This window comes from Brevundimonas sp. UBA6550 (genome assembly GCF_002434505.1).
In the GTDB taxonomy this organism is placed as follows: domain Bacteria; phylum Pseudomonadota; class Alphaproteobacteria; order Caulobacterales; family Caulobacteraceae; genus Brevundimonas.
The window spans coordinates 630,773-654,016 of the sequence record NZ_DJKE01000008.1 but is presented as its reverse complement, the minus strand read 5'-3'; the positions used below and the strand labels follow the sequence as shown (position 1 = coordinate 654,016).

The 23,244-nt window shown below is 66.6% G+C and carries 17 protein-coding genes and 1 pseudogene; 14 read left to right on the top strand and 4 right to left on the bottom strand.

The window, feature by feature from the left end:
* Positions 1 to 216 precede the first annotated feature (216 nt).
* From B3Z70_RS11130 to B3Z70_RS11105, 5 genes and pseudogenes are all read left to right on the top strand, one after another.
* The gene (locus B3Z70_RS11130) at positions 217 to 1,572 is read left to right on the top strand and encodes a dicarboxylate/amino acid:cation symporter (RefSeq protein ID WP_292045555.1); all 1,356 of its coding nucleotides are present in this window, start codon (positions 217 to 219) and stop codon (positions 1,570 to 1,572) included.
* A 122-nt stretch (positions 1,573 to 1,694) separates the two neighbouring features.
* Positions 1,695 to 3,858: pseudogene (locus B3Z70_RS11120) on the top strand (TonB-dependent receptor plug domain-containing protein).
* 18 nt (positions 3,859 to 3,876) lie between these two features.
* Positions 3,877 to 5,217, top strand: coding sequence for a hypothetical protein (locus tag B3Z70_RS11115; protein ID WP_292045551.1), 1,341 nt, complete (start codon positions 3,877 to 3,879; stop codon positions 5,215 to 5,217).
* Positions 5,218 to 5,336: 119 nt separating this feature from the next.
* A complete protein-coding gene (locus B3Z70_RS11110; protein ID WP_292045549.1) occupies positions 5,337 to 7,859 on the top strand; it encodes a TonB-dependent receptor in 2,523 nt (840 codons plus the stop codon).
* 10 nt (positions 7,860 to 7,869) lie between these two features.
* The gene (locus B3Z70_RS11105; RefSeq protein ID WP_292045547.1) at positions 7,870 to 9,540 is read left to right on the top strand and encodes an alkaline phosphatase D family protein; all 1,671 of its coding nucleotides are present in this window, start codon (positions 7,870 to 7,872) and stop codon (positions 9,538 to 9,540) included.
* A gap of 81 nt (positions 9,541 to 9,621) precedes the next feature.
* Here B3Z70_RS11105 and B3Z70_RS11100 read toward each other — a convergent pair whose 3' ends face one another.
* Positions 9,622 to 10,974 (bottom strand): MFS transporter, encoded by a 1,353-nt coding sequence (locus B3Z70_RS11100; RefSeq protein WP_292045546.1) that lies wholly within the window; start codon positions 10,972 to 10,974, stop codon positions 9,622 to 9,624.
* Between the two features lie 214 nt (positions 10,975 to 11,188).
* Between B3Z70_RS11100 and cyoA the strand changes: the two genes are divergently transcribed.
* Genes cyoA through B3Z70_RS11065 form a run of 7 tightly spaced genes read left to right on the top strand, consistent with a single transcriptional unit; the run spans position 11,189 to position 18,077 of the window.
* Positions 11,189 to 12,415, top strand: coding sequence for a ubiquinol oxidase subunit II (cyoA, locus tag B3Z70_RS11095; protein ID WP_292045544.1), 1,227 nt, complete (start codon positions 11,189 to 11,191; stop codon positions 12,413 to 12,415).
* A 13-nt stretch (positions 12,416 to 12,428) separates the two neighbouring features.
* The gene (gene cyoB, locus B3Z70_RS11090; protein ID WP_292045542.1) at positions 12,429 to 14,432 is read left to right on the top strand and encodes a cytochrome o ubiquinol oxidase subunit I; all 2,004 of its coding nucleotides are present in this window, start codon (positions 12,429 to 12,431) and stop codon (positions 14,430 to 14,432) included.
* Positions 14,433 to 14,434: 2 nt separating this feature from the next.
* Positions 14,435 to 15,061, top strand: coding sequence for a cytochrome o ubiquinol oxidase subunit III (cyoC, locus tag B3Z70_RS11085; RefSeq protein ID WP_292045540.1), 627 nt, complete (start codon positions 14,435 to 14,437; stop codon positions 15,059 to 15,061).
* Positions 15,058 to 15,453: a cytochrome o ubiquinol oxidase subunit IV gene (gene cyoD / locus B3Z70_RS11080; RefSeq protein ID WP_248116892.1), complete on the top strand. Its 396-nt coding sequence runs from the start codon at positions 15,058 to 15,060 to the stop codon at positions 15,451 to 15,453. The genes cyoC and cyoD overlap by 4 nt, the downstream gene beginning before the upstream one ends.
* Before the next feature lie 46 nt (positions 15,454 to 15,499).
* Positions 15,500 to 16,216, top strand: coding sequence for an SURF1 family protein (locus tag B3Z70_RS11075; RefSeq protein WP_292045536.1), 717 nt, complete (start codon positions 15,500 to 15,502; stop codon positions 16,214 to 16,216).
* Entirely contained in the window at positions 16,213 to 17,532 is a 1,320-nt protein-coding gene (locus B3Z70_RS11070) for an ATP-binding protein (protein WP_292045534.1), read from the top strand. The genes B3Z70_RS11075 and B3Z70_RS11070 overlap by 4 nt, the downstream gene beginning before the upstream one ends.
* Positions 17,529 to 18,077 (top strand): response regulator transcription factor, encoded by a 549-nt coding sequence (locus tag B3Z70_RS11065; RefSeq protein ID WP_248116886.1) that lies wholly within the window; start codon positions 17,529 to 17,531, stop codon positions 18,075 to 18,077. The genes B3Z70_RS11070 and B3Z70_RS11065 overlap by 4 nt, the downstream gene beginning before the upstream one ends.
* Positions 18,078 to 18,081: 4 nt before the next feature.
* Here the strand turns inward: B3Z70_RS11065 and B3Z70_RS11060 are convergent, their stop codons facing one another.
* Complete coding sequence (locus tag B3Z70_RS11060) at positions 18,082 to 18,519, bottom strand: HIT family protein (RefSeq protein ID WP_292045531.1); 438 nt, start codon at positions 18,517 to 18,519, stop codon at positions 18,082 to 18,084.
* Positions 18,520 to 18,626: 107 nt separating this feature from the next.
* On the opposite strand from B3Z70_RS11060, the gene B3Z70_RS11055 reads away from it, so the two are divergent.
* Entirely contained in the window at positions 18,627 to 18,983 is a 357-nt protein-coding gene (locus tag B3Z70_RS11055) for a phage holin family protein (protein WP_292045529.1), read from the top strand.
* Positions 18,984 to 18,986: 3 nt separating this feature from the next.
* Here the strand turns inward: B3Z70_RS11055 and cobS are convergent, their stop codons facing one another.
* Together cobS and B3Z70_RS11045 are read right to left on the bottom strand one after the other, a co-directional pair.
* Positions 18,987 to 19,991: a cobaltochelatase subunit CobS gene (gene cobS, locus B3Z70_RS11050; protein ID WP_292045527.1), complete on the bottom strand. Its 1,005-nt coding sequence runs from the start codon at positions 19,989 to 19,991 to the stop codon at positions 18,987 to 18,989.
* Positions 19,992 to 20,161: 170 nt separating this feature from the next.
* Positions 20,162 to 20,590: an organic hydroperoxide resistance protein gene (locus tag B3Z70_RS11045; RefSeq protein WP_292045525.1), complete on the bottom strand. Its 429-nt coding sequence runs from the start codon at positions 20,588 to 20,590 to the stop codon at positions 20,162 to 20,164.
* A gap of 136 nt (positions 20,591 to 20,726) precedes the next feature.
* Here B3Z70_RS11045 and B3Z70_RS11040 point away from each other — a divergent pair, with 136 nt between their 5' ends.
* On the top strand, positions 20,727 to 23,141 hold the full coding sequence (locus tag B3Z70_RS11040) for a penicillin-binding protein 1A (RefSeq protein WP_409410595.1): 2,415 nt from the start codon (positions 20,727 to 20,729) through the stop codon (positions 23,139 to 23,141).
* The last annotated feature ends 103 nt before the right edge of the window (positions 23,142 to 23,244 follow it).

Genomic DNA, 23,244 nt, shown 5'->3' with positions numbered 1-23,244 from the left:
ACTTCAATGCTAGCTGCCCGCGCGAAATATCGCACTGGCTCGGACGAAATTATCCGTCGGCGTTAAAGATATATCAGCAAAATCAACAAAATGATCCGTTTCAAGCTCTCCGCTTTGCAGCGGCCACGACGTGCGGAATTGTCTGGCGGACCGGAGCGCGGCGAAGATCGCGCCCATCGAGGAGACTGCGGCGCCGCCGCACATCAGGAGCCTTTCGTGATCCCAGTTCCGTCAGAGACCGCGCCGGTCGTGCGCCGGCCGTTCTATCGGCACCTGTATTTCCAGGTGTTGATCGCCATCGCGCTGGGCGCGCTGATCGGCCATTTCTGGCCGACCTTCGGCGAGAGCTTGAAGCCGCTGGGCGACGGCTTCATCAAGCTGGTGAAGATGGTCATCGCGCCGGTGATCTTCCTGACCATCGTGACCGGCATCGCCGGGATGCGCGACCTCGGCAGCGTCGGGCGGGTGGCGGCTAAGGCTTTCGCCTATTTCCTGGTCTTTTCGACCCTGGCCCTGATCGTCGGACTGATCATCGCCAATATCGTGCGTCCCGGCCACGGGCTGAACATCGATCCGGCGACGCTGAATGCGGGCGCGGTCGAACAATACGCCGCCGCCGCCCATGAGAGCACCATCGTCGGCTTCCTGATTGGCGTCATTCCCGACACCCTGGTCAGCGCCTTTGCAACCGGCAACATCCTTCAGGTGCTGTTCGTCTCCATCCTGTTCGGCGTCTCCCTGGCGCTGATCGGCGAGCGCGCCCAGCCGGTGCTCGACCTGTTCGAGACGCTGAGCGTGGCGGTGTTCAAACTGGTGGCCATCGTCATGAAGGCCGCGCCCATCGGGGCTTTCGGGGCCTTCGCCTTCACCATCGGCGCCTATGGCATCGCCTCCATCGCCAATCTGGCGGCGCTGATCGTGACCTTTTACGTCACGGCGATCATCTTCGTCGTCGGCGTGCTGGGGCTGGTGGGCATCGCCAACGGCTTCTCGATCCTGAAGCTGATCCGGTATCTGAAGGAAGAGCTGCTGCTGGTGCTGGGCACCTCCAGCTCCGAGGCCGCTCTGCCCAGCCTGATCTCCAAGATGGAGCGCGCGGGCGCGGCCAAATCGGTTGTCGGCTTGGTCGTGCCGACCGGCTATTCGTTCAATCTGGACGGCACCAACATCTATATGACGATGGCGGCCCTGTTCATCGCCCAGGCGCTGAACATCGATCTGACGATCTGGCAGCAGATCACGCTTCTGCTGGTCGCCATGCTCAGCTCCAAGGGCGCGGCGGGCATAACCGGCGCTGGCTTCATCACCCTGGCGGCGACCCTGTCGGTCGTGCCGGACGTGCCGGTCGCCGGCATGGCGCTGATCCTGGGCATCGACCGCTTCATGAGCGAGTGCCGGGCCCTGACCAACTTCATCGGCAACGCCGTGGCGACCATCGTGGTGGCCCGCTGGGAGAAGGCGCTGGATCGCGACGCCCTGGCCGCTGCGCTGAACGGACACCCCCAACCGATCGCCGTCGGACCCGATCCGGCGGCCGGACCGGGAGACGATCTGGTCCTCGCCAAAGACTGAACGCGCGAGGACGACAAACAACAGGAGACGGGACCGCCGACATAACGACGGCCCGGGAGGAGGAAACCATGAAGACCCAATCCAAGTTCGCCCTGATGGCGGGCGCGGCCTCGGCCGTGCTGATGATCTCGACCGCCGCGGCCGCGCAGCAGACGGCGCCCCAGCCGTCATCGACCGAGGACGACGCCCAGACGACCCAGGTCGAGGACATCGTCGTCGTCGGCTCGCAGATCCGCGGCGCCTCGACCACGGCGGCCCTGCCGGTCACGGTCGTGACGCAGGAGGAGATCGTCGCCACCGGCGCAGTCAGCGGCGACGACCTGCTGCGCTCCATCCCCCAGATGGGCGACGTGCTTTTCTCCAGCGCCAACAATCCGCAGACTTCCAATGCGGCGCGTGGCGACGTCAACTCCGTCAATCTGCGCTCGCTCGGCGTGGGCAACACCTTGGTGCTGTTGAACGGACGCCGCATCGTTCAGCACCCCACCAGCCAGGGCACCTCTGACACCGGCACGGTGCCGGTCCTGAGCTACAACTCCAACGCCATTCCGGTGTCGGGGCTGGAACGGCTGGAGGTGCTGCTGGACGGGGCCGCCGCCATCTACGGCGCGGACGCCGTCGCCGGAAAGCGCGCTGCTCTATTGGGAGGCCGAGGCGACCGACAGCTCCAACGCCGTGAACTTGACCGCGCTTCAGGCCAATCTGGCCCTGTCGACGCCGGACGCCTACAATCCGTTCAGCGGCGGGTGCGTGAACGACACCAGCTATGGCGATTGCACGCCCAGTTCCCAGGCGGCCATCGACGCCATCACCACCGATCTGACGCGGGTGTCCAAGACCACCCTGGCCCTGTGGGACTTCAAGATCAGCCGGCCCGACGTCTTCACCCTGCCGGGCGGGCCGGTGGGCATGGCTCTGGGCGTCGAAGCGCGCCGCGAGACCCAGCGTGACGACCGCGACGCCGATCTGGACGGAACCAACATCTTCCGCGACAGCGTGTCGGGCGACGTCAGCCAGTCCAACATCGCCGCTGTCAGCTCCAACCCCGACACCTATGGCAAGCGCGAGGTCTATTCGGCCTATGTCGAGTTCGCCGTGCCGGTAGTCTCGCCCGAGATGAACATCCCTCTGGTGCGCAGCCTGGATCTGCAGCTGGCCGGTCGTTACGAGCACTATTCGGACTTCGGCGACGTCGCCAAGCCCAAGATCGCCATGGCGTGGGACGTGATCGAGGGGGTTCGGATCCGCGGCTCCTATTCCGAAGGCTTCCGCGCGCCGAACCTGGAACAGACGAACGCGGCCCAGTACGGCCGCCTGTCGACCAATAACGACTACATCCGCTGCGAGGCGGACCTGCGGTTGGGACGGATCACCAACTTCAATCAATGCTCCCAGCCCGCCAGCGCATCGCTGCTGGTGTCCGGCAATCCCGATCTGAAGCCCGAGGAAAGCACCAACCAGTCGATCGGTCTGGTTCTGCAACCCTGGTTCATTCCCGAGCAGTTCGGCCGCTTCACCTTCACCGTGGACCGCTGGAAGATCGAGCAGGAGAAGATCGTCGGCCTGCTGGGCGCTCAGCCGAACGTGGTGCTGGATTATCTGAACATCCTACAGGGCGCGCGGAACGCCAATGTGAACCGCAGCGCCGTCACCGCCGACGACGTCGCCTTCTTCGCGGGCAGCGGCATCACGCCGGTGGGGCAGATCGTCTCCATCCAGGATCAGTTCATCAACCTGCTGCCCCAGACGGTGGAGGGACTGGACATCGGCATGCAGTGGCGCCTGCGCGGCACGCCGTGGGGCAACTTCCGCGCCAGCCTGAACGCCGCGCACCTGATCACCTTCGATCGGTCGCCGGGGCCGCTGGTTGACAGCCTGTTCCAGGCGCGCCAGGCGGGCCAGATCAACGCCAATACGCCCCTGCCGCTGTCGCAGACCCTGTTGGCCCGCAACGGTCGGCCGGAATGGCGGGTGACGGGCTCCTTCACCTGGTCGCAAGGTCCGTGGCAGGTCGGCGCCTTCACCCAGTACAACAGCGCCGTGACCGAAACCGGCTTCCTGAGCGCCCAGGGCGATCCCTGGCAGGTCGACAGCCAGATCACCGCCAACCTGTATGGTCAGTACGAGTTCGGCAAGGCCGCCGGCCTGGCGTCGGACACCACCATCCGCGTCGGCGCGCGCAACATCACCGACGAGCAGCCGCCGCTCACCTCGTCCGGCTATCTGGGGGCGCTCTACAATCCCTATGGCCGCTACTGGTACGTCAACGTCTCCAAGACGTTCTGAGGAAAGAAGGTCGGCGCGATGAAGGCTCTTACCGTTCGGACCCTGGCGGTCCTGGTCGCGGCCGTCGTCGCGCCGACAACGTCGGCGCTGGCGGCGCCTGTCGCCGCCGATTCCGCGCCGGCGACGGCGACCTGTCCCGACTTCCTGCCTGCCGAAACGCGGTGCTGGACGGGCAGGGCGGCCAAGGGCGGCTTCTACTGGATCGCCGTTCCCAAGACCTGGAACGGCGCCCTGATCGTGCACGCCCACGGCGGGCCGCGCACCGGCGCGCCGGAGGCGAACGACCCGCTGGAGGATCTTGAGCGGTTCTCCATGACGGTTCAGGAGGGGTTCGCCTGGGCCGGATCGACCTATCGTCGCGGCGGCTACGGCGCACGGATGGCGGCCGAGGACACCGACGATCTGCGTCAGATTTTCTGGGACGCCTTCGGCCGGCCGCGCCGCACCCTGCTGCACGGCCAGTCGTGGGGCGGCAATGTCGCGGCCAAGGCGGCTGAACTATACGCCCGCGACGCCGAGGGGCGGGGGGTCTGGGATGGCGTCGTCCTGACCAATGGCGTGATCGGCGGGGGCACGCGCACCTATCGGTTCCGCGCCGATCTGAGGGCGGTCTATCAGTTCTATTGCCGTAACCATCCGCGCCCGGACGAAATGCAGTATCCTCTTTGGCAAGGCCTGCCGGCGGACAGCGACATGACCCGCGCGCAACTGGAAGAGCGGGTCCAGACCTGCACGGGCGTCGGCCTGCCGCAAGCCCGGCGCACCGCCGAACAGAAGCGCAATCTGTCCGACATCCTGGCGGTGACCGGCATCCGCGAGGATCAGCTGGTAGCCCATCTGTCCTGGGCCACCTTCCTGTTCCGCGACATGGTTCAACGCCGCCTGGACGGGCTGAACCCGTTCGACAACAGCCGGACAGTCTATCAGGGGTCGCATGACGACGCGGCGCTGAACGCCGGTGTGACGCGGTTCACGGCGGATCCGATGGGCGTGGCGCGCCTGGCCTATGACGCCGACCTCAGCGGTCTGATCGTGGCGCCGACCCTGACGATCCACGCCAAGAACGACCCGACGGCCTTCGTGTCGAACGAGGCGCTATATCGCGATACGGTCGCCGCCGCCGGTCGGTCCGACCTGCTGGTCCAGACCTTCACCGACGAGGATCAGCACAGCCGGCTGGCGACGCCTGAATATGTCGGCCTGTTCCAGGCCATGATGCGTTGGCTGGACGAGGGGGCGAAGCCGACGCCCGGCAGTGTCGCGACCCTGTGTCAGGCGGCGGCGGCGCGTTATGACGGCGGCTGCCATTTCGACCCGGACTTCCATCCCTCCACGGACGCCGCGTCGCCTCGTCGGTAGACGGATCAATCGTCGCCAGTCTGTCTTCGCGGCGTTGCGAAGACGACGCGGCGGCGTCGTTCGGCCGACATGGCCGGCGCGTAGGCACGGCCCCAGCTTAGCCGAATCTGGGGAATCCGATGTTCAAGACCACGCTGAAGGCGCGCCTGCTGGCCGCCGCGACCCTGACGGGCGCCATGATGGGCGGAACCGCCGCCTGGGCGCAGGAGGCCGCGCCGGTCAGCACCGTGGACGAGGTTATCGTCACCGCCCAGCTGCGTGAGCAGAAGACCATCGACGTGCCCTTCGCCCTGACCGCCTATTCCGGTCAGTTCCTGGAGAACCTGGGCATTCAGGAGTTCGACCAGCTGTCGGCTTTCGTGCCCGGCTTCCTGGTCCAGAACCAGTCGCCGAACAACCCGGGCTTCGTGATGCGCGGCATCACCTCCGACTCGGGATCGGCCACCGCCGAGCCGCGCGTGTCGGTGTTCCAGGACGGGGTGTCGATCTCCAAGTCACGCGGCTCCTACGTCGAGCTGTTCGACCTTGAGCGGGTGGAGGTGGCCAAGGGGCCGCAATCGACCCTGTACGGACGCGGCGCCCTGATCGGCGCGGTCAATCTGGTGCAGAACCGCGCGCGGCCGGGCGTGACCGACGCCTACGCCAACATCGAGGCCGGCAACGAAGGCTACCGCATGGTGGAGGGCGCGCTGAACCTGCCGGTCGGCGAAACGGCCGGCCTGCGTCTGGCCACGCGGCTGAAGACCCGCGACGGGTCGGTCGACAATCTGCTGGGCGGCGAGGACTACAACGCCATCGAGACGCGGGCCTTGCGTCTGTCCGGCGCCTGGACGCCGTCCGACGCCATGCGCTTCGACGTGATCGGCAACTATCAGAAGGACAATGCGTCCGGCACCTCGTTCAAATCCATCGCCTATGCCCCGGCCGATCCGAACACCGGCGCGGTCCTGGGCGGCAAGGCGCCGTGGGAAGGGGCGGCGCTGACGCCGGGCGCGGCCTTCGACGGCGGCAAGGCGCTGGGCCTGGACCGCGAGGTCTGGGGTGTGACAGGGCTGGCGCGCTTCAATCTGAACGCCGACTGGACGCTGAACTCGACCACCGCCTATCGCGAGTTCACCAACTATGAGACCTTCGACGCGGACGGCGTCTCCCTGCCGATCCTGACGGCGGCCGAGGACACGCACGGCGAACAGTGGAGCCAGGACCTGCGCCTGGGCTTCGACAACGGCGGGCGGCTCAGCGGCTTCGTCGGCGCGGGCTGGTTCCACGAAAAGGGCTATCAGCGCACCCCGACCCAGTTCGACGAACGGTTGCTGCTGGTCCAGCTGGCCGGTTTGCTGGACGGCTCGGCCACGACGGTCGGAGATCGCACCCTGCCGCTGTCCCTCTATCCGGGCATCGCCCAGGCCGCGTTGGGCGGTCTGTTGACGCCGCTGGGCGCCGGCGCCTTTGCGGGCCCTATCGCCGCCAATCTGAAGCCCGCGCACATCGAGACGCCGATCAACAGCTCGGAACTGACGTCCTATGATGTCTTCGCCGACGTGACCTACGCCTTCACCGATCGGTTCGAGATGTCGGCGGGCGTGCGCTACACCCGCGACGACAAGACGACCGGCTTCACCAGCTCGGTGCAGAGCCGCTCGACGTTGGGTGGTCTGCTGGCGCTTCAGGCGGGCGCCATTCCGGCGGCGCAGATTCCGGCCTTCCTGGGAGCTCTGGCCAACCCGGCCTATCTGGCCCTGCCGGCCAACCTGTTCCCGCTGTTCGGCCTGACGTCGCAGCCCACGTCTAACAACGGCGACTTCGGCTATTTCGACTCCAAGGACGACGGCGTGACCTGGCGCGTCACGGCGCGCTACGCCCTGACGGACGCCACCAATCTCTACGCCAACTATGCGCGCGGCCGCCGGCCCGAGGTGATCAGCGCCGGTCCGCCGTCCGCGCCGGGCGGGGCTGCGCGCTTCACCCCGGTCGACGCCGAAACGGTCGACAGCTACGAGGTCGGCGCCAAGTCGGCCCTGATGGACGGGCGGCTGCGGCTGGACGGGGCGGTCTTCCTCTACAACTACGAGAACTTCCAGACGACGGTTCAGCAGGGCACGACCTTCGTGACCACCAACGCCGGCGAGGCCAAGTCCTACGGCTTCGAGGGTCAGGCCAACTTCGCCCTGTCGCCCACGTTCGACCTGTTCGCCACCTATGCTTACAATCATTCGCGGTTCGAGAACGGCATCTATGACGGCAATCAGTTCCGCCTGTCGCCGGACCACGCCGCCTCCATCGGCGCGACCTGGCGCCTGCCCACGGCCGGCGGCGAGATCGAGGTTCAGCCGAACTATACCTGGCAGTCCAAGATATTCTTCGACGACGACAACGACCGCCCGGACCTGCAGACGGTGGCCGGCGGCGCGATCATCGCCGACCTGATCCAGGACGAATATCAGGACGCCTACGGCCTGCTGAACCTGCGCGTTCGCTACACGCCGAACGGCGCCAACTGGGGCGTGGAGGCCTTTGGCGACAACATCCTTGATGAGAAATACATCAAGGACGCCGGCAACACCGGCGACGGCCTGGGCATGCCGACCTTCATCGCCGGACGGCCCGCGTCGTACGGCCTAACGTTCAAGCTGAAGCTCTGAGGACCTGACGATGAAAGTGGATCGCCGCAGTCTTCTGGGCCTGATGGGGGCGGGGGCCGCGTCGCCCGCCCTGGCCCAAGGCGCCGCCACGGGCCGGGTCGCCTTCCTGCATGGAGTGGCCAGCGGCGATCCCGACACTCGCTCCGCCGTCTTCTGGACGCGCATTACCCCGGCCGAGGCGTCGAGCGGCGAGGTGGCCGTGGTGCTGGAGGTCGCGCGCGATGCGGACTTCCGCGACATCGTTCGCCGCGCGGCGGGCCTCAAGGCGTCGGCCGAGCGGGATTTCACCGTCAAACACGACCTGGACGGCCAGGGGCTGGCGCCGGGCCAGGACTATTTCTACCGCTTCGTCGCGGGCGAGGTCGTCTCGCCGGTCGGCCGGGTGCGGACCCTGCCGGAAGGAGCGACGCCGGAGCTGACACTGGGGGTCGTGTCGTGCCAGCTTTATCCGGGCGGGCTGTTCAACGCCTATGACGCCCTGTCGAAGCTGGAACGGCTGGACGCTGTCGTTCACCTGGGCGACTACATCTACGAATATGGCGCGGCGGCCGACGATTACGGCATGACGTCCGGGGCGGCGCTGAACCGCGCGCCCCAGCCGCCGCATGAGATTGTGACCCTGGCCGACTACCGGACCCGTCACGCCCAGTACAAGACCGATCCTGACCTGCAGGCCGCCCACGCCCGCGCGCCCTTCATCTGCGTGTGGGACGATCACGAGGTGGCCAACGACACCTGGATGACGGGCGCGGAAAACCATCAGTCCGCGACCGAAGGCGACTTCGCCACGCGCAAGGCCGCCGCGCTTCGCGCCTATTACGAATGGATGCCGATCCGCGAGCCCAAGGCGAGCACGCTGAAGGAGGCGATCAACCGCAGCTTCGACTTCGGCGATCTGGCCAGTCTGACGATGGTCGAGACGCGCTTGCTGGCGCGGGGCGAGCAGATGACCTTCGCCGCCATTCCCAAGACGGCCGAGGGCGCGCCGGACGTCGCGGCGTTCGAGGCCCTGCGCCAGGCGCCGGATCGCGACCTGCTGGGCGAGGCGCAGCGGCGCTGGGTCGGCGAGACGTTGAGCCGGTCCAAGGCGGCCGGCCGTCCGTGGCAGATCATCGGCAATCAGGTGGTGATGGCGCGGGTCAAGGGACCGGACATCTCGCGCATGATGCCGGCCGAACAGGTGCAGCAGATGGTGGCGACCTTGCCCGCCGACGTGCGGCCCCAGGTCGAGGCGGCGATCCAGCTGTTCAAACTGGGCCTGCCGTTCAATCTGGACAGCTGGGACGGCTATCCGGCCGGGCGCGAGCGCCTGTACGAGACCTTTGCGGCGGCGGGCGTGTCGCCGGTCGTGCTGGCGGGCGACAGCCACGCCTTCTGGGTCAACGAACTGCACGACAACGCCGGCGCGCGTCGGGCCGTGGAGTTCGGCACGTCGTCCATCTCCAGCCCGTCGCCGGGCGATCATGTCGGCGGTCTGCCGCTCGGCGCAGCACTGTCCGTGGCCAACCCGGAGGTCAAGTTCTGCGACCAGACGGCCAAGGGCTATGTGCTGCTGAACGTCACGCGCGAGCGGATGACCGGCGAACTGTGGGCCGTGTCCACCATCATGGCCAAGCCCTATGAGCTGAAGCGGCTGAAGACCTTCGTCGTCACGCCGGACGGCGATCTGACCGAAGCCTGATCAGGGCGCCGAAGCCGAAACGAAAACAGGGCCCGCAGTCGCTGCGGGCCCTGTTCTTTTCAAGTGGCGTTCGAGCCGGGATCAGACCGGCTTGGCGCGGGTCTTGTCCGACGAACTGCGCGCCAGCTCGCGGTTCAGCCACAGGGCGATCAGGGTGCAGATCGCGCCCGACAGCAGATAGGCGCCGGCCGCGATCAGGCCGAACTGGCTGGAGATCCACAGGGCCGCCAGCGGGGCGAAACCGGCGCCGAACAGCCAGGCCAGGTCCGAGGTCAGTGCCGAGGAGGTGTAGCGGTTGGTCAGGCTGAAGCTGGACGCCACCGGACCCGAGGCCTGACCGAACGACAGGCCCAGCAGGATGAAGCCCGAGATCATGAAGACCAGTTCGCCGATGGGGCCGCCGTTCAGCAGTTGCGGCGCAAAGCCCGAGAAGGCGGCGATGCCGGCGGCTGTGATGGCCAGCAGGGTGCGTCGGCCATAGCGGTCGGCCAGTACGCCCGACGCCAGAATGGCCATAAGGCCGAAGACGGCGCCGACCATCTCGATCAGCAGGAAGCGGACCGGCGTCTCGTTGGTGAACAGGAACACCCACGACAGCGGGAAGACGGTGACCATGTGGAACATGGCGAAGCTGGCCAGGGGGGCGAAGGCGCCGATGGCGATCTTGGGACCTTCGGCGCGGATGGCCTGGCTGACGGGCGTCGGCTGCAGTTCGCGCGTCTCGAACAGGTTCTGGAACGCGGGCGTCACCACGATGCGCAGGCGGGCGAACAGGGCCACCACGTTGATGGCGAAGGCCACGAAGAACGGATAGCGCCAGCCCCAATCCAGGAAATCAGGCGCCGACAGGGTGTTCAGGAAGAAGGCGAACAGGGCCGAGGCGACCAGCAGGCCGATGGGCGCGCCCAGTTGCGGGATCATGGCGTACCAGCCGCGCTTCTTCTCGGGTGCGTTCAGGGCCAGCAGCGAGGCCAGGCCGTCCCAGGTGCCGCCCAGGGCCACGCCCTGGCCGATGCGCGTCAGGGCCAGAAGGACCGGCGCCCACATGCCGATGCTCTCATAGCTGGGGATGAAGGCGACCGACACGGTGGAGGTGCCCAAGAGCAGAAGGGCCGTGGTCAGTTTCGCGCCGCGACCAAACTTCTGGTCGATGGCGATGAACAGGATCGTGCCCAGCGGACGGAACAGGAAGGCGAGGGCGAAGATGGCGAACGACAGCAGGGTGCCGCCCACGGCGCCCGCATAGGGGAAGATCAATTGCGGGAAAACCACCACCGAGGCGATGGCGTAAACAAAGAAGTCGAAAAACTCCGACGTTCGGCCGATAATGACGCCGATGGCGATCTCGCCGGCGTCGACCTTGCCGTGCCCCGTGTGAAGGGCTGCGGCGTCGCGTTCCAGCGACTCGGACGAAGGGGTCGTCGAGGCGGACATGGGCTTGGTCGCTCCGTGTGAGACAGTAGGCTTGGAAAGGCGTACGGCGGATCGCCGCATTATGAACGGGCGCCCTTTGCGATGAAAGCGGCCTCAAGAGGATAGGACAGATTGTCCAATGTCGTTCCAGATCGAAGCTGACTATCGGGCGCAGTTCGAACGCCAACCGTCGCGGCGCCTCCCCCTTGCCCGACGCTTTCCGATTGGATCCGCCTTGCGCCGTCTGCGCCTACTTTTGCTCGCGCCCGTCATGGCCCTGCTGTCGGCCTGTGACCTGGTCGTCCTGAAGCCCGCCGGCGATGTGGCCGCCCAGCAGGGCGACCTGCTGATGATCTCCACCCTGCTGATGCTGATCATCATCCTGCCGGTAATGGCGCTGATCGTCTTCTTCGCCTGGAAGTACCGCGCGTCCAACAAGGACGCCGAGTATCAGCCCGACTGGGATCACTCCACCTCGCTGGAGCTGGTGATCTGGGCCGCGCCGCTGCTGATCATCATCTGCCTGGGCGCCCTGACCTGGGCCGGCACCCACCTGCTGGACCCCTATCGCCCCATCGACCGGATCAAGCCGGGCCAGGCCGTCGCCGAGAACGTCGAGCCGCTGCAGGTCAATGTCGTGGCTTTGGACTGGAAGTGGATGTTCATCTATCCGCAGTACGGCGTCGCCACGGTCAACGAACTGGCCGCGCCGGTGGATCGCCCGATCCGCTTCCACATCACCTCGTCCTCGGTGATGAACAGCTTCTACATTCCCGCCCTGGCCGGCCAGATCTACGCCATGCCGGGCATGGAGACGAAGCTGCACGCCGTCATCAACCGCGCGGGCGAATACGAAGGCTTCTCGGCCAACTATTCCGGCGACGGCTTCTCGCACATGCGCTTCGCCTTCCACGGCCTGGACCAGGCCGGCTTCGACCGCTGGATCGCCGGCGTGCGTCAGGGAAACCAGACGCTGGACCGCGACCGCTATCTGGAGCTTGAAAAGCCCAGCGAGAAGGTCCCCGCCATGCATTTCTCCAGCGTCGACGGGATGCTGTGGGACGCGATCCTGAACATGTGCGTCGAGCCGGGCAAGATGTGCATGGGCGAGATGATGGCCATCGACAAACAGGGCGGCATGACCATGGCCTCGGTGCGCAACACCATGCCGCTAGTGTATGACAAATACGCCGGTCGCGGTAAGTCGCCGGCCTATTTCGGCTCCAACGACAGCTACGTCATGACCATCTGCACGCCTCTGCAGGCCGAGGCGGCCGCCGCCGACCGCGTTCGCCGCGCCGCGCTGGACACCGTCGTCGCGCCCTCCAGCCTGGATCGCCTGACCGGGCAGGGGCTGTCGCCCAAGCGGGCCTCTCTGGCCTCTCTGGCCGCTCTGACCCCCGTGGCGCCCGGCGCCTTCGCTGCGGCGCCGACCGGCGTCCGCTCCGCACCCAACGCCTGAGCGATCGAGTTCGATGAACGCTGACCAAATCCTTCCGCTGATCTTCGGGCGCCTGACGCTTGAGGCTCTGCCCCTGCACGAGCCGATCCTGGTCGTGACCATGATCGTCGTGGCCCTGGGCGGCGTCGCCCTGCTGGGCGCGCTGACCTATTTCAAACTGTGGGGCTATCTCTGGAAAGAGTGGTTCACCACGGTCGATCACAAGAAGATCGGGATCATGTACATGATCCTGGGTCTGATCATGTTCGTGCGCGGTTTCGCCGACGCCATCATGATGCGGATTCAACAGGCCATGGCCTTCGGCGGGTCCGAGGGTTATCTGAACGCCCACCACTACGACCAGATCTTCACCGCCCACGGCGTGATCATGATCTTCTTCGTGGCCATGCCGCTGGTGACGGGCATCATGAACTATGTCGTGCCGCTGCAGATCGGCGCGCGCGACGTGTCCTTCCCCTTCCTGAACAACTTCAGCTTCTGGATGACGACGGCCGGCGCGATCATCGTCATGGCCTCGCTGTTCGTGGGCGAGTTCGCGCGCACCGGCTGGCTGGCCTATCCGCCGCTGTCGGGCATCGGGTACAGCCCCGGCGTCGGGGTCGACTACTACATATGGGCGCTGCAGATCGCGGGGGTGGGGACGACCCTGTCCGGCATCAACCTGATCGCCACCATCGTGAAGATGCGCGCGCCCGGCATGGGCATGATGAAGATGCCCGTCTTCACCTGGACCTCTCTGTGCACCAACGTGCTGATCGTGGCGTCCTTCCCGGTCCTGACCGCCGTGCTGGCCCTGCTGACGCTGGACCGCTACGTCGGCACCAACTTCTTCACGAACGACTTCGGCGGCAACCCGATGATGTACGTGAACCTGATCTGGATCTGGGGCCACCCGGAGGTCTACATCCTGATCCTGCCGTTGTTCGGGGTCTTCTCCGAGATCGCCTCGACCTTCTCCAGCAAGAAGCTGTTCGGCTATACCTCGATGGTCTACGCCACGGTCGTCATCACTGTGCTGTCGTACCTGGTGTGGCTGCACCACTTCTTCACCATGGGCTCGGGCGCCTCGGTGAACAGCTTCTTCGGCATCACGACGATGATCATCTCGATCCCGACGGGGGCCAAGATATTCAACTGGCTGTTCACGATGTATCGTGGGCGCATCCGGTTCGAACTGCCGATGATGTGGCTGGTCGCCTTCATGCTGACCTTCGTGATCGGCGGGATGACGGGCGTGCTGCTGGCGGTGCCGCCCGCCGACTTCGTGCTGCACAACTCGCTGTTCCTGGTGGCCCACTTCCACAACGTCATCATCGGCGGCGTACTGTTCGGCCTGTTCGCGGCCATCAACTTCTGGTGGCCCAAGGCCTTCGGCTTCAAGCTGGACAAGACGTGGGGCCTGATCAGCTTCTGGTGCTGGGTGCCCGGCTTCTGGCTGGCCTTCCTGCCGCTTTACGTCCTGGGTCTGATGGGCGTGACGCGCCGGATGCGGGTGTTTGACGATCCGTCGCTGCAGATCTGGTTCGTGATCGCAGCCATCGGCGCGGGCGTGATCGCCCTGGGCATCGCGGCCATGTTCATCCAGTTCGCCGTGTCGATCATCAACCGCGACAAGCTGCGCGACACCACGGGCGATCCGTGGGGCGGCCGCACGCTGGAGTGGGCCACGTCCTCGCCGCCGCCGGACTACAACTTCGCCTCCACGCCGGTCGTCCATGACGCCGACGCCTGGTGGGACATGAAGAACAAGAAGTATCAGCGGCCTCTGACCGGCTACAAGGCGATCCACATGCCGTCGAACACGGGAGCGGGGATCATCATATCTGGCCTGTGCCTGGTGATGGGCCTGGCGCTGGTCTGGTACATCTGGTGGCTGGCGGCCCTGTGCTTCGTCGGCGTGCTGGCGGTCTCGATCGGCCATACCTTCAACTACAAGCGCGACTACTACATCCCCGCGGATGAGGTGCGCGCGACCGAAGAGGCGCGCACGCGCGCCCTGGCCGGAACGGAGGCCTGATCATGAGCGCGACCGCGATCAAGCTGGACGACCCCACCGTCTTCCACCTGGAAGAGGAGCCGCACCACGAGGAAGGCTCCAGCACCATGCTGGGCTTCTGGCTCTATCTGATGAGCGACTGCCTCATCTTTGCGATGCTGTTCGCCGTGTTCGGCGTGCTGGGCGGCAACTACGCCGCCGGACCTGGGCCCAAGGAGCTGTTCGATCTGGAGCTGGTGGCGGTCAACACCGCCATGCTGCTGTTCTCGTCGATCACCTACGGCTTCGCCATGCTGGCGATGGACCGGAACAACACGCGCCAGACCCTGGTCTGGCTGGCCATCACGGGCCTGTTCGGCCTGGCCTTCCTGGGCATCGAACTCTACGAGTTCGCCCACCTGATCCACGAGGGCGCCACGCCGCAGCGCAGCGCCTTCCTGTCGGCCTTCTTCACCCTGGTCGGCACCCACGGCCTGCACGTCACCTTCGGCATCATCTGGTTGGTGACGCTGATGGTGCAGGTCGGCATGAAGGGGCTGATCCCCGCCAACAAGCGCCGGCTGATGTGCCTGTCGATGTTCTGGCACTTCCTCGACGTCATCTGGATCGGCGTCTTCACCTTCGTCTATCTGCTGGGGATGGTGCGATGAGCGCTGACAAGAACGACCACAGCCCGGACTCGCACGAGACCGATCACCTGGGTCACGAGGCCCACAATCACGGCTCGTTCAAGAGCTATATGATCGGTTTCGTGCTGTCGGTGATCCTGACGGCCATTCCGTTCGCCCTGGTCATGACCGGCGCCCTGCCGGCCCAGGCGACGGCGCTGATCGTCATGGCCTTCGCCGTGGTGCAGATCGTGGTCCACATGATCTACTTCCTGCACATGAACTCCAAGTCCGAGGGCGGCTGGACCATGCTGGCGCTGATCTTCACCATCATCGTGGTGGTCATCGCCCTGTCGGGTTCGCTGTGGGTCATGTACCACCTGAACACCAACATGATGCCGGCGACGCACGACATGACCCAGATGATCGGCTGACGAGGGCGACATCCGCGCGCTTTCTCCAGACAGGACCCGACGACCGATGCGGCTGGCCGTGTCGGTCGCTCTGCTGGTCCTGTTCGTCGGCTTCGTGGCGCTGGGCGTCTGGCAGGTCCAGCGTCTGGCCTGGAAGACCGCGCTGATCGCCCAGGTCGATGCGCGCGTCCATGCCGCGCCGACCCCCGCGCCGGGACCGGATCAGTGGCCCGTCGTCACCCGTCAGGACGATCAATACCGCCGCGTTGTCCTGCGCGGGACCTATCTGCACGACAAGGAGACCCTGGTTCAGGCGGTGACCGATGCGGGCGCCGGCTTCTGGGTGATGACGCCGCTGGTCGATGCGCGCGGCTTCACGGTTCTGGTCAATCGCGGCTTCGCGCCGCCGGGCCGCAAAACGCCTGAAACGCGCGCCGATGGTCAGAGCGCCGGGCCGCAGACGGTCGTGGGCCTGGTCAGGATCACCGAGCCGAAGGGCGGCTTCCTGCGCGCCAACGATCCCCAGCACGACCGCTGGCGATCGCGCGACGTCGCCGCCATCGCGGCGCGGCGGGGCCTAGGGGACGTTGCGCCCTATTTCGTCGATGCCGACGCCACGCCCAATCCGGGCGGCTGGCCGCTGGGCGGACTGACCGTCATCCGCTTTCCCAACAGCCACCTGATCTACGCCCTGACCTGGTTCGGCATGGCGCTTCTGACCCTGGTCGGCCTAGCGCTTTTCCGTCGCGAGTGGCGGCGGCCCGCGGATCGGGGCGAAACGTGACCACCTCGCTCCAGCGTCTGCTGGGCCTGGGCGGACTGCGCGGCGAGGTCGCGACCCATGGCGGGGCCAACCGCCGCAACATGCTGCTGCTGATCCAGCTGCGCTGGCTGGCGGTCGCGGGGCAGATGGCGACCATAGTGATGGTCGAATATGTGATGGGCATTCCGCTGCCCATCCTGTGGCTGCTGGCGGCGCCGGCCGGGCTGGTGCTGGTCAATCTGGTCAGCGCGCCTTTGGCCGCGCGGCAGGCTGAGGTCGACGACCGCGCCCTGATGATCGCCCTGCTGGCCGATGTGGCGGCCCTGACCTGGCTGCTGTTCCTGACCGGGGGCGCGGCCAATCCGTTCGCGGCGCTTTATCTGCTGCAGGTGGTGCTGGGGGCGGTGCTGTTGGCGCCGGTCTATGCCTGGGCCTTGATCGCGGTGACGACCCTGTGCTTCGCCGGGCTAGGTCTGCATTCGCTGCCGCTGAACCTGCCGCCGGCGCGGGAGGGATCGCTGCTGGGCCTTTATCTGCAGGGCAGCCTGATCTGTTTCGTGCTGATGGCGGTGCTGCTGGTGCTGTTCGTCACCCGCATCAGCCAGAACCTGCGCGACCGCGACGCCGCCATGGCCGCCATGCGCCAGCAGACTGCCGAACACGATCACATCGTCCGCCTGGGGCTGCTGGCCTCGGGCGCGGCGCATGAACTGGGCACGCCACTGGCCTCGCTGTCGGTCATTCTCAGCGACTGGAAGCGGATGCCGGCCGTGACCCAGGACGCCGATCTGACCCAGGACATGGAGACGATGCGGGCCGAGGTCGAGCGCTGCAAGGCCATCGTGACCGGCATACTGTTGTCGGCGGGCGAGGCGAGGGGGCTGGCGCCCCAGCGCACGGCCCTGCGCACCTTCCTGGCCGACGTCGTCGCCAGTTGGAGCCGTGACGGGATGGCGGTCGATATCCGCGACGAGTTGCACGACGACCCCTTGATCATCGCCGATCCGGCCCTGCGCCAGGTGCTGGGCGTGGTCTTCGACAATGCGGTCGAGGCGGGGGCGAGACGGGTCCTGGTCACGACTGCCCGAACCGAAGACGATCTTGTCATCGCCGTGCGCGACGACGGGCCGGGCTTTGCGCCCGTGGTGCTGAAGTCGTGGGGCAAGCCCTATAATTCGACCAAGCCCAGGGCCGGCGCGGGCCTGGGTCTGTTTCTGCTGATGAATGTGGTGCGGTCGCTGGGCGGACGGGTCGATGCTTCCAATCCGCCCGCAGGCGGCGCAGAGGTGCGTCTGACCCTGCCGCTGTCGGCGCTGTCGCCAAAGGATCGCCCATGACCGATGACGCCGACAATCACGACCGCCTGCTGTTGATCGTCGAGGACGACGACTCCTTTTCGGCCACCCTGCGTCGTTCGTTCGAACGGCGCGGCTATACGGTCGTCAGCGCCGCCAATCCCGACCAGATGGCCGATGTGCTGAAGGTGCATCGGCCCGGCTATGCGGTCGTGGACCTGAAGCTGGGCGGGGCGTCCGGCCTGACCTGCGTGGAGGCGCTGCACGCCTTCGACCCGGCCATGAACATCGTGGTGCTGACAGGCTTCGCCAGCATCGCCACGGCGGTCGAGGCCATCAAGCTGGGGGCGCGCCACTATCTGGCCAAGCCCGCCGGCACCGACGACATCGAGGCCGCCTTCGCCCGCGCCGACGGGGACGCCGAGACGCCGTTGGGCGCCCGGCCGACCTCGATCAAGACCCTGGAGTGGGAGCGGATCCACGAGACCCTGGTCGAGACCGACTTCAACATCTCCGAGGCCGCCCGCCGCCTGGGAATGCATCGCCGCACCCTGGCCCGGAAGCTGGAAAAGCGCCGCGTAAACTGAGGCGTCAGTCCAGTTCGGCCGCGATCTGGTCGGCCAGGGCGCGCAGGGTCGCGGCATCGGCCATCGGCGCATGGCCGTGACCCTTCATCTCCCGGTCGGCCCAGCGCGGCACGATGTGGAAATGCAGGTGAAAGACCGTCTGGCCGCCCGCGTCGCCGTTGAACTGCATCACGGCCAGACCCTCGGGCTGCAGCGCCTTCTCCACCGCCTTGGCCGTGCGTTGAAGCGCGGCGGTCATCCGGGCCAGAACCTCCGGCTCGACCTCCAGCAGGTTGCGGGCCTGGGACTGTTTGGCGATGATCAGAACATGGCCTTCCGACTGGGGAAACACGTCCATGAAGGCCAGGACGTGGTCGTCCTCCCACACCCGCACCGAGGGGATTTCGTCGCGCAAAATCTTGGCGAAGATGTTGTTCTGGTCATAGGCGCCGTGCAGGCTCATGGGCGGTCTCCGTGCGGTATGGCTTTCGATAGCAGCGGGCAGGTCTAAGGGGGAGCCTTCGTCTGCGTCATGCATTATGGTCACGCTTGAACACAGCGAGGGACGTCATGATCCGTTTCATCATCCAGGCCCTGGTCACCATGGCGGGGCTGTGGCTGTCGGCCAAGGTCGTGCCGGGCGTGGCCTTCACCAGCACCGGCTCGCTGATCGCGGCGGCCGTCATCCTGGGCCTGGTCAACGCCTTCGTTCGGCCGATCCTGGTCGTGCTGACCTTCCCGATCACCGTCGTGACTTTGGGCCTGTTCCTGCTGGTCGTGAACGCGGCCATGATCGGCCTGACGTCCGTCTTCCTGGGCGGCTTCGTGGTCGACGGCCTGTGGGCCGGCGTCGGCGCAGCCATCGTGACCGGCGTCGTCAGCTGGATCGCCGGCGCCTTCATCGGCGGCGAAGAGGCGCGCCGATAGAAGTCAGCCCACCTTCACCCGCGTCGCCGCTTCCGGCAGATCTTCGCCGAAGGCGCGCTGGTAGAATTCCGCGATGGTCGGGCGTTCCAGTTCGTCGCACTTGTTCAGGAAGGTCAGTCGGAAGCTCAGCGCCAGGTCGCCGCCGAAGATGATGGCGTTCTGGGCCCAGGTGATGACCGTGCGGGGCGACATGACGGTGGAGATGTCGCCGTTCATGAAGGCGTTCCTGGTCATGTCGGCGACGCGGACCATGGCGGCGATGCGGCGGCGGCCCTCGGCGTCCTTCCACTCGGGCACCTTGGCGGCGACGATCTCGGCCTCGACGTCGTGATCCAGGTAGTTCAGCGTGGTGACGATGTTCCAGCGATCCAACTGGGCCTGATTGATCTGTTGCGCGCCGTGATACAGGCCCGTGGTGTCGCCCAGGCCGATGGTGTTGGTCGTGGCGAACAGGCGGAAATAGCGATTGGGGCGGATGACGCGGTTCTGATCCAGCAGGGTCAGTCGGCCCTGCGCCTCCAGCACGCGCTGGATCACGAACATCACGTCCGGGCGGCCCGCGTCGTATTCGTCGAAGACCAGGGCGACGGGGCGTTGCAGCGACCAAGGCAGGATGCCTTCGCGGAATTCGGTGATCTGCTTGCCGTCTTTCAGGACGATGGCGTCCTTGCCGATCAAGTCGATCCGGCTGACGTGGCTGTCCAGGTTCACGCGCACCAGCGGCCAGTTCAGGCGGGCGGCGACCTGTTCGATATGGGTCGATTTGCCCGTGCCGTGATAGCCCTGGACCATGACGCGACGGTCGAAGGCGAATCCGGCGCAGATGGCGATGGTCGTCTGCGGATCGAAGCGATAGGCCTCGTCGATCTCGGGCACATGGCTATCGCGCTCGGCGAAGGTGGGCACGGTCATGTCGCTGTCCACGCCGAAAGCCTCGCGCAGGGTCACGCGGCGGGCGGGTTCGAGCGTCAGCAGGCTGTCGGGGGAGGCGTCGAGCGGGGAGGTCATGACTGTGCGATTAGCGCACGTTCGGGATCACTTAAACCCCCGCTCGTCCCCGCGAAAGCGGGGATCCAGTTCTTTTGCCCGGACATGCGTTGGGCGACGACCATCTGGAAACGGTCGCGGTCGTCGCCCAAAGCGCTGGGTCCCCGCTTTCGCGGGGACGAGCGGACATCTTACTCGGCCGTCAGCCGAACCTCCACGTTGCCGCGCGTGGCGTTGGAGTAGGGGCAGACCTGGTGCGCCTTTTCGATCAGGTCCTCGATCACGGCCTGGTCCAGGCCGTGGTCCGTGACGGTCAGATCGACGTCCAGATTGAACCCTTCGCCCTTGGTGTTCTTGCCGAAGCCGACGCCGGCGGTGATCTTGGTGTCGGGTCCGACCGGCGTGCCGGCCTTGCCGCTGACCAGGCGCAGGGCGCCGAGGTAGCAGGCGGCGTAACCTGTGGCGAACAGCTGTTCGGGATTGGTCCCGTCGCCGCCCTTGCCGCCCATTTCCTTGGGCGTGGACAGTTTGACGTCGATCTTGCCGTCGTCGGTGGCCGAACGGCCATCCTCGCGGCCTCCGCCGGACGCGGTGGCCTGGGCGCGATAGAGAACTTCCATGGTGGGCTCCTTGAGGGTGAGGGCTTGAGATGGGTGTCAAACGGCAGACGGGAAGGGGGCGTTGCATCCCCGCTCTAGCAATCCACGGGCGACGCGGGCTAAAGCAGCCTTTCGGGGCGCGTCGTCGGAGTACGCAGTGAAGATTGCCGAACGCTGGTTCGTGTGGGCGGGCATGGTTCTGCTGGGCGCCATCGCCCTGGCGGGGCTGGTGGTCGCCGTCTATGCGGCGTGGCTGTTCCACGACCTGCCCGATGCGTCGGAGCTGGCGGACTATCGTCCGCCGACCGCGACGCGGGTCTATGCCGGCGACGGCACTCTCATCGGCGAGTTCTCGGATGAGCGCCGAATCTATGTGTCCTACGACCAGATTCCGACGCCGGTGATCCACGCCTTCCTGGCGGCCGAGGATCGCAACTTCTTCCAGCATGGCGGCATCGACGTGGGCGGGATCGGCCGGGCGTCGCTGAAGAACGTGTTCAACCTGGCCTCGGGCCGGCGGCTTGAAGGCGGTTCGACCATCACCCAGCAGGTGGCCAAGAACGTCCTGCTGACCAACGAATCCAGCCTGAACCGCAAGCTGAAGGAAGCCATCCTGGCCAATCGCCTGGAGGCCACCCTGTCCAAGCAGCAGATCCTGGAACTGTATCTGAACGAGATCTTCCTGGGGTATCGGTCGTTCGGCATCGCGTCTGCGGCCTACAACTATTTCGGCAAGTCGCTGGCCCAGTTGACGCCGGACGAGGCGGCCTTCCTGGCGTCGCTGCCCAAGGGGCCGAACAACTATCACCCCAAACGCCACCCCGGCGCGGCCAAGGGGCGGCGCGACTGGGTGCTGGGCGAAATGGAGCAGAGCGGCTGGCTGACGCCGCAGCAGCTGGTCGAGGCGCGCGCCAAGCCGCTGGTCACGCGCGATGCGCCCCAGCGTTCGGACTACAAGGACGCAGACTTCTTCGTGGAGGAGGCGCGGCGTCAGGCGGCGGCTAATCCGCAGTTCGGCGAACAGCTGCGCGCCGGCGGCTTCTACATGCGCACGACGCTGGATCCGACGCTGCAGACGGCGGCGCGACGCGCCCTGATGCAGGGGCTGGAGAACTATGACCGGCGTCACGGCTGGCGGGGCGGCTGGGGCACGACCGAGTTCGAGCCGGGCTGGCAGGCCGAGGCCCTGCGGGGCCAGATCCCGCCCGAGCGCCGTTCCTGGGAAGCGGCCGCCATCGAGAGCGTCAGCGGCAACACCGTTCGCATCCGCACCGCCAAGACCGACAAGACCGGAACCCTGCTGGCCGCCGACGCCGCCTGGGCCAACGCCAATCGCCAACTGAAACGCGGCGAACTGATCTTCGTGGAGCCCAAGGGCGGCCAGTACGCCCTGAAACAGGTGCCGCGCGTCAACGGCGCCCTGGTGGCGATCGAGCCGCAGTCGGGCCGGGTGCTGGCCATGGTCGGCGGCTATTCCTATGCGCTGTCCAGCTTCAACCGGGCGACCCAGGCCAAGCGCCAGCCCGGATCGGCGTTCAAGCCCTTCGTCTATGCGACCGCGCTGGAAGGCGACTTCACGCCGGCCTCCATCGTGCTGGACGCGCCGATCAGCTTCGCCGGCGGCGCCAACGGCCAGCGCTGGACGCCCGAGAACTATAGCCGCCAATACTATGGCCCGCAGACCCTGCGGCGCGGACTGGAGCTGTCGCGCAACGTGATGACGGTGCGCCTGGCCCAGTCGGTCGGCATGAAGAAGATCGTGGATCAGGCGGATCGGATGGGTCTGCCCGGGATGACGCCCAACCTGTCGGTGTCGCTGGGCGCGGGCGAGGTGACGCCGCTGGACATCACGGCCGCCTATTCCGCCTTCGCCAACGGCGGCCGGCGGGTGACGCCCTATCTGATCGACTATGTGCAGGACCGCGACGGCGAGACCATCTTCCGCGCCGACAGCCGCAGTTGCCGCGAGTGTGGCCGTGGCTTCTCGGGCCAGGAATCGCCACGCCTGCAACAGCGGGGGACGCAGGTGATCGACCCGATCACCGCCTATCAGATGAGCTCGATGCTGGAAGGCGTGGTTCAGCGCGGCACCGCCGCCAGCGCGCGCGGCCTGGGCCCCTGGGTCGCGGGCAAGACCGGCACGACCAATGAATACCGCTCGGCCTGGTTCGTGGGCTTCACGACCGACATCGTGGTCGGCGTCTTCATCGGCTTCGACGACAACCGCTCGCTGGGGTCCGGCGAGGCGGGGGCCTCGGCCGCCGTGCCGGTGTTCACCGACTTCATGCAGACGGCGTTGAAGGAGCGGCCCGCGCGTCCCTTTGTGCGGCCCAAGAACGCCATCTTCCGCACTGTCAACGGCATAGAAGAAGCCTTCCGTCCCGGCACCGAACGCCAGGCCCCGCCGCCGGCGCCGACCGGCCCTGCCCAGCCCGTCGGACCCCAGAACTACTATGAGGTGATCCGTCGCGAGCAGGAGGCCGCGAGCGGCGCGCCGGCGGCTGCGCCCGCGCCCACCGCGCCCCCGCCGCCGAAGAAGGCGCCGGCCGAGGACTTGAGCGGATTGTACTGAGGCTCTAGGTAGGCCCATCGAACGGCGCGTCCTCGTGGCGCGCCGTTTTCCATTAATCCTGCCCTATCGCGCGGCCTGCGGGCTTTGCGACTTGAGGGCGTTG